Source organism: Pedobacter sp. 01T416_2, assembly GCF_056398925.1.
The window spans coordinates 1-7795 of sequence record NZ_JBFTQI010000227.1; the positions used below are offsets into that span (position 1 = coordinate 1).

5 protein-coding genes are annotated in these 7795 nt (G+C 42.0%); 4 read left to right on the top strand and 1 reads right to left on the bottom strand.

The annotated features are described in order from the left end of the window. The 4 genes from AC1DPQ_RS11485 to AC1DPQ_RS11500 form a co-directional block, all read left to right on the top strand. A partial coding sequence (locus tag AC1DPQ_RS11485) for a SusC/RagA family TonB-linked outer membrane protein (protein WP_477609361.1) occupies positions 1-1601 on the top strand: 1601 nt, incomplete at its 5' end. Positions 1602-1620: 19 nt separating this feature from the next. Next, complete coding sequence (locus AC1DPQ_RS11490) at positions 1621-3258, top strand: RagB/SusD family nutrient uptake outer membrane protein (protein ID WP_477583028.1); 1638 nt, start codon at positions 1621-1623, stop codon at positions 3256-3258. A gap of 301 nt (positions 3259-3559) precedes the next feature. Further along, positions 3560-4672 (top strand): thioredoxin-like domain-containing protein, encoded by a 1113-nt coding sequence (locus tag AC1DPQ_RS11495; protein ID WP_477583030.1) that lies wholly within the window; start codon positions 3560-3562, stop codon positions 4670-4672. Between the two features lie 187 nt (positions 4673-4859). Beyond that, positions 4860-7298 (top strand): glycoside hydrolase family 2 TIM barrel-domain containing protein, encoded by a 2439-nt coding sequence (locus AC1DPQ_RS11500; protein WP_477609363.1) that lies wholly within the window; start codon positions 4860-4862, stop codon positions 7296-7298. A 166-nt stretch (positions 7299-7464) separates the two neighbouring features. On the opposite strand, the gene AC1DPQ_RS11505 is transcribed toward AC1DPQ_RS11500, so the two are convergent. After that, on the bottom strand, positions 7465-7725 hold the full coding sequence (locus tag AC1DPQ_RS11505; protein WP_477586027.1) for a GIY-YIG nuclease family protein: 261 nt from the start codon (positions 7723-7725) through the stop codon (positions 7465-7467). Positions 7726-7795: the final 70 nt, after the last annotated feature.

Sequence of the window (7795 nt, forward strand, 5' to 3'; positions counted from 1 at the left end):
GTATTCGATTGACAGGAATGGTTCAGTTGTATTCGATTGACAGGAATGGTTCAGTTCCAAAGGCCGCATATTCGGCTTCGAACAGCCATTTAATCAATATTGAAAATTTTGTAACCTATAACAAAGAAATAAAAGATCACTCGTTTACCCTTACAGGGATCAATAGTATGCTTTTTAACCGGTCTGACAATATCGCTGCATCGGGAGAGAACCAATTGCTCAAATCGCAGCTTTTTTATGCATTGGGCAATACCCAGAACCAGGCTGTTACTACTGCCTATAACATGAGCAACCTGATTTCCTATGCCGGAAGGATTAATTATGCCTATAAAGGGAAATATCTATTAACTGCCACCGGACGAACTGATGGCTCTTCTAAACTTGCAGAGGCCAATCAATGGGCATTCTTCCCTTCGGCTGCTGTTGCGTGGAGAATCAGTGATGAGAAGTTTCTGAAGGATAGTAAGGTAATCAGCGATCTGAAAGTTAAATACAGTTATGGTATTGCGGGAAGTGATAATATTGGCGCATATTCTACCCAGAGCAGCCTTTCGAGGATAGCTTTCGGCTACGATGAAACATCTGTTCCGGCCTATACCTATTCTCCAAGGATCGGAAATGTTGATCTAACCTGGGAAAAGACCAAAACAAGTGATTTCGGGCTGGAGATTGGATTGTTCAAAAACAGGATTACGGCAACTTTCGACTATTATGATTCTAAAACTTACGACCTGCTTCTTAACAGAAGTTTGCCTCCAACCGATGGTGTAACCACAGTAACCCAGAATATTGCCAAAACAAGAAACAAGGGGATTGAGATTTTTATTTCTTCGAAAAACCTGGAGGGCAGGGATTTCAAATGGTCTACCAACCTCACCTTTAGCAGAAATGTAGAAAAAATAACTGAGCTTGCTGGCGGGGCACAATCGGATGTGCTCAACTCCTGGTTTGTAGGCTCACCTGTACAGGCCTTTTACGATTATCAGAAAATCGGGATCTGGCAAACTGGAGAAGAAACAGAAGCTGCAAAATATGGGCAGAAGCCGGGCGATATACGTGTGGCCGATCTCAATAACGATGGGAAAATAGATGCAACCAATGATAGAAAGATTATTGGCACCAACAGGCCAAAATGGAGCGGAGGGCTTGAAAATACCTTTAGTTATAAATCATGGGACCTTAATGTATATATTTTTGCCAGAATTGGACAGACCATTTATCCAGATTTTTTAAGAAGGTATGATCCGCAGGGCGTTGCCAATAGTACAACTGTTATCAACTACTGGACCCCAGAAAACCCGAGCAATGATTATCCGCGTCCCAATAAAAATATTTCCCTGGCCTCAACGCTTTATTCCTCATCCCTTGGTTATGTAGATGGGTCTTATGTAAGGCTGCGCAACATCACCCTGGGTTATACCGTTCCAAAAGAAGTTATCCAGAAGAGTTTTGTTAAAAGCCTGCGTTTATATGCTACGGCAAGAAACCCATTCACCTACACCCGCTCGGCATTTTTAAAGGAGTATGACCCTGAAAGGGGAGGATCGGAAAATGCACCGATGACCAAACTATATACCTTCGGACTGAATGCAACTTTTTAGAAAATTAAAGGAAAACATGATGAAACAATATATATTTAAAGGATTGCTGTTGTTAAGTGTACTCACATTTACTGCATCCTGCCAGAAATCGTTAAAAGAATATAACCCTTCGGGAATTACTGCCGAAAGCGTTTTTACCACCCCGGAAGGATTCGAAACATTGGTAAACGCGGCCTATTCCTACCAGCGCTGGTGGTATGGAAAGGAAGAAGGGTTTGGCCTTTCAGAAATGGGAACAGATCTTTGGATGAGCGGTGCCGGTGATGTGGCAACCGACCTTACCCAGTACATTAACCTTCAGGGAACAAATGGCGCTATTACCACAGAATGGCAACAGCTTTATGCTGCTGTGAATCTTTGTAATACAGGGGTCAACAGAATTTCCGGCGCTGGTCTGTCCGCTACTGCACGTCCAATAAGGGAGGCGGAACTCAGGTTTTTAAGGGCATTTTATTATTGGCATATTGTGGAGACCTGGGGTGGAGTACATTTTTCGCTTGCAGAAACCCAGGGCGTAATTACCACAGCAAATAAGACGCCTGTTGAAACATTTAACAAACAGATTATTGATGACCTGCTTTTTGCTGTCGAACGGCTTCCAGTTACAACCACCGATTATGGAAGGGTTACAAAACCTGCGGCCCAGGCATTTTTGGCAAGGATGTACCTTACCCAGAAAAAATACACTGAAGCAAAGGCCATGGCACTTGCTGTAATTAATGGTGGGTATGGTTTTACCTTGCTGCCTAATTATGCAGATTTATGGAAAATGTCGAACCTTAAAAACAAGGAAGTGGTATATGCGGTAAACTATGCTGTAAATCTTTCCCTGAACGACCTTTCCGATCCGATATTAAATCCGCTTGGGCACAGTAGGGGGAGCAATAATGGTCATATGCTTTTCGCCATGAAATACGACGACCAGCCAGGTATGATCAGGGATATTGCCAACGGCCGGCCGTTTAACAGGTATATGCCTACAAGGTTCCTCCTGGATCTTTATTCTGATAACGATGCGCGGTATGAAGGTTCATTTAAAACAGCATGGTTTGCAAACGGTACTTCGAGGCCTGCTGGCATGGCTATAGGAGATACCGCTATATTTGCAACAAAAAAGGTGTATGCACCAGCAGGCAAACTTTATAAGATATACGACCGGAATGCGGTGTATAATGCAAACGGAACGGTGAAAGATCAGTTACATTATGTATCGTTAAATAAGTTTGATGATCCCACCAGAACGAGTGCAAATGAGGCACAAAGTGCACGGGACAGTTATGTAATCCGCTTTGCTGAGCTTTATCTTATTGCCGCCGAAGCAGAATTCAATCTGGGAAACCCCGATCAGGCTGCAACCTATTTAAATGTTGTGCGTACCAGGGCAGCTAAGGCAGGTAAAGTTGCCGAAATGCAGCTTACGGGTAGCCAGGTAACCTTAGACCTGATCCTTGATGAAAGGGCAAGAGAATTTGCCGGTGAACAGCTACGCTGGTTCGACCTCAAACGAACAGGTAAACTCATTGATAGGGTTAAGGCTGACAATCCAAATGCCGCCGGGGGAATACAGAATTTTCATCTGGTACGCCCCATCCCAAGAACACAGGTAGATGCGGTAACCAATAAGGACGAATTTAAACAGAACCCAGGTTATCAGTAAGTTTTTTCCCAGAACAAACCTTCGGGAAATTTTTACCTGTTTTGGATCTATATTGAAAAAATGCCGCTCTCAAGCGGCATTTTTTTGTTGTTTTCCTTCTTATCGTTCGTTCATTGGAAAGATTGAAAGGGTGTTGTTGGCCAAACCAGTTCATTTAGTTCCTTTTTTTCTAACCGGTGAACAAATCAAAAAATGCACATCGCTTAAGGGTGTCGGGTAATCTAGCAACAGACAGGTTGTTGAAGAAATTCATCTGTTTGCAAATTGTATTTTGCCAAGAAAAATCTTACTTTGGGGATATATGAAAAACGCTTTTCTGCTCTTGCTTCTCGGGATATTCATTAATACTAAATCCTTTGGGCAACAATATGTGATCAATGCTCAAATTACTGGTTTTGAAGATGGTACAAAATTTTATTTAAACGATGTCACCCTTGATACTAATATTGATAGCGCAATAATCAAAAACAATTTTTTAAGTTTTAAAGGAAAACTCAGGGCAGAACCCCAATCTTTATGGGTTACCACAAATGCCGGACAAAAGTTTTATTACTTCACATTGTTGATGGGAAATGAAAGGATCAATGTAAAAGGAGATATCAAGGATTTTCCTTTTGATCTGCAAATAACGGGTTCAAAAACTCAGGACATGCACAACAAAATGATCGACCTGACTAAAGAAGGTTATAAGAAGCGGAGCAGATTGGTAGAAGAATACCAGGCCTTGACTGGGGATAGTGCGAAATCAAAAGGTAAGGCAATATGGAAGGTTATCGCTAGGCTGGACAGTTTGGATATGCTCACTAGGATGGATTTTGTGAAACAGAACCTGAACAGTTATGAAGCACTCGACGCCTTGTTCTACCTTAAAAGAGATTTTTCAAAAGACACCATCAGTAAATTTTATAACGCACTGAATTCAACGTTCAAAAACACTTCTTATGCAAAGCGCATCAAAACTTTTTTGACCGTGGGCGATGCTCTTGAAGTAGGGGATGTTTATGCTGATTTCAACGGTTTTGATAGGGATGGAAAGCGCCATGCTTTATCGGAAATAAAAGGCAAATATGTATTGCTGGATTTTTCATCCACCTACTGTGGCCCTTGTGTAGAATCGGTTCCCGAATTAAAGAAAATCTCACAGGCATACCGTCAGGAACTGGCCATAGTTTCATTTTCAGGTGACACCGGTAAAGAAACCTGGTTAAAGGGTGTAAATAGAGACCAGCCGCAATGGCTAAGTCTTTGGGATGGGAAAGGATTTTATGGGGAAACGACCATCAAGTATGGTATTACGGGCTATCCAACATTTGTACTTATTGATCCCAAAGGAAAAATTGTATCCAAATGGTCGGGATATTATGACGGTGCTGTGCTGAAGGAAGTTCAGAATCAACTCGCCAAAAAACAATAAGACATATCAAATCTGTATATCGCAAATAAGTTTTGCTGTTGCAAAGGAAAAGATGTGCTGATGATGACTTAGATCGAAATGTCACATTTTCTTTTCCTACATCACTGATATCGTCATACTGTGGTTAAATAATAATCGTTATTTTAACGTTTGTTTTTTATATTTGATAACACCAAATATATAGGCCATGTCTTTTTTCAAATCTTTGATCCTTTTAATATTATTCATAGCAGTTGGCCCTTTGGCTTTAAATGCGCAAGAGGAGGTACAGCGTAAACAGCTCTTTGATCATGATTGGAAATTTAATCTGGGAGATGTTAAGGGCGGAAGCAGTTTTGAATTTGATGATCAGCATTGGAGAACGCTCGATCTGCCACATGATTGGAGCATTGAAGGGAAGATTAGTCCGAAAAATCCAACTGGTGGAGACGGAGGTTTTTTTCCATCGGGAGCAGGCTGGTATAGAAAGAAATTTATGGTGCCGTCTGATTGGAAGGGGAAGCTTATTTCCATAAACTTTGAGGGAGTTTACATGAATTCAGAAGTTTTTATCAATGGAAAATCATTAGGCACCTATCCTTATGGATATTCTGCATTTACCTACGATCTTAGTCCATATCTTAATTTTGGGAAACAAAATGTAATTGCGGTTAGGGTAGATAATTCAAAACAGAAAAACAGCCGTTGGTATAGCGGCTCCGGCATCTACCGTCATGTGTGCCTGGTGGTAACAGGGCAGGTTCATATTCCCAATTGGGGGGTAGGAATTTCTACGCCTGAAGTTGCCGAAAAAAAAGCCATTGTAAAGATTAAAACAAGGGTTAAGAACGAAACCGCACTACCCAAAACGGTTACGGTTCAGACCAATCTTCTTGATCCAGGGCTGAAAAAGTCAGGTTCAATACAAACCCAGGTCAGGTTAGAAGCGCATAGTGAAAAGGAGGTAATACAGGATATACAGGTAGAAAAACCACTTTTATGGTCGCCCAAAAAACCTAACCTATACCGGGCTCAAATTAATATTATCTCCAATAAAAAGGTGATTGATGGCAACCGGACAGATTTTGGGATCCGTTCATTAAGATTTACGACAGAGAATGGTTTTCAGCTGAATGGACAGACACTTAAACTCAATGGCGGCTGTGTACACCATGATAACGGTTGTTTAGGCGCCGCTGCCTTTGACCGGGCCGAGCAACGGCGGGTTGAACTGTTGAAAGCAGCAGGGTTTAATGCCATAAGAACTGCTCATAATCCCCCTTCTGAAGCTTTTTTGGATGCATGCGACCGCTTAGGGATGCTGGTTATCGATGAAGCATTTGATGGTTGGAAAACCGCCAAGAATAAATATGACTATGCCATGTTTTTTGATGATTGGTGGAAAAAAGACATAAATGCAATGGTGCTTAGGGATAGGAATCATCCCTCGATTATCATGTGGAGCATAGGGAATGAGATCATAGAACGGAAGGAACCACAGGCGGTACATACCGCAAAAATGTTGGTAGATGCTGTTCATGAAATTGATTCTACCCGTCCTGTAACCTCAGCAATGACTACCTGGGATAAGGATTGGGAAATATTTGATCCATTAATGGTACAGCATGATGTTGCTGGTTATAATTATCAGTTGCACAGGGCTATAGCAGATCATCAAAGAGTACCTTCCAGGATCATTGTTCAAACAGAATCCTATCCCAGAGATGCTTTTGCCAATTGGAAACTTGTAAATAACAATAGCTATATCATCGGAGACTTTGTTTGGACTGCACTCGACTACCTTGGCGAATCGGGCATAGGCCGTTATTATTATTCGGGTGAGGTACCCGGTGAGCATTGGGAGAATACTTTTTTTCCATGGCATGGCGCTTACTGCGGCGATATTGACCTGACCGGATGGCGGAAACCCATTTCCCATTACCGGAGCATGTTGTATAACGATAATGAAAAACTCTATATGGCCGTCCGTGAACCAGCCCCGGAACCATTGGAAATCAAAGAAACATTGTGGTCGGTATGGCCAACCTGGGAAAGCTGGACATGGCCGGGATATGAGGGTAAACAGCTTCAGGTTGAGGTTTATTCCAAATATCCTGTGGTTCGTTTATACCTTAATAAAAAACTGATAGGAGAGCAGGAAACCAGCATAGTTCAAGAGTTTAAGGCTGTTTTTACCGTTCCCTACGCTGCTGGAGAATTGCTTGCTGTTGGTGTTCAGGATAGTAAAGAAGTGAAAAAAGCCACACTCAGAACCTCGGCAAACACGGCGAGGATAAAGCTCACGGCAGATCGCAGTGAAATCAGTGCAAATGGACAAGACTTGGTATTTGTAACTGTTGAGCTGACCGATAAAAACGGTGTGTTGCAGCCAAATTCTGAAAACAGGGTAAATTTTGAGATTGAGGGTCCAGGGAAGGTTATTGGAGTAGACAATGCGAACCTGAAAGATGAAGATCCCTATGTTTCCAACTCACGTAGGGCATGGAAAGGGCGGGCGCTGGTGGTCATCAAAAGTACCAAAAGCACTGGAACGATAAAGTTAAAGGCAAGCGCTCCGGGCCTGGCCGATGCTGTGGTTGTAGTTCGCTCATCTCCAGAAGCAATTCAGCATACACTTCGTTATTAACTATAACGTATTGAAATTAAAAAAGAAAGGGTTGCTTCAAAAAGAGCAACCTTCTTCAAAAATGTGTAAGGTTCCCATTCGTACCCGGAGCGGGCATCGAACCCTTATGCCTTTGAAGCATCGCGACTTTAGGTCGGGACGTGTCCATCAGTTCCACCATCGACAACTAGCCTTTCGATATATTTACTGGTCTTTTCGACTTGATTTCAAGTTCTCTCTGTACAGCTTCTGCTCGACTAGGAAAATATTCTTGGTAAACAATAGTCCACGGACCTTTACCTCTGGTTGAAGTTACCTGGCCTTTATTATGCCGAAGAAGTCTTTTGTTAATATCTTCGGTATGCCCAATATAAAATTTCCCGATTTTCTCAGAATGTGGATCAATACCAAAAGTTGTGGAGGACGGTAAAAACAAATAGCTTTGCATTTTACTATTTCACTTTATATGACTTCCCCTGCAGCCTCTTTACTTAAATTGTTCTTACCAGATTTTATAC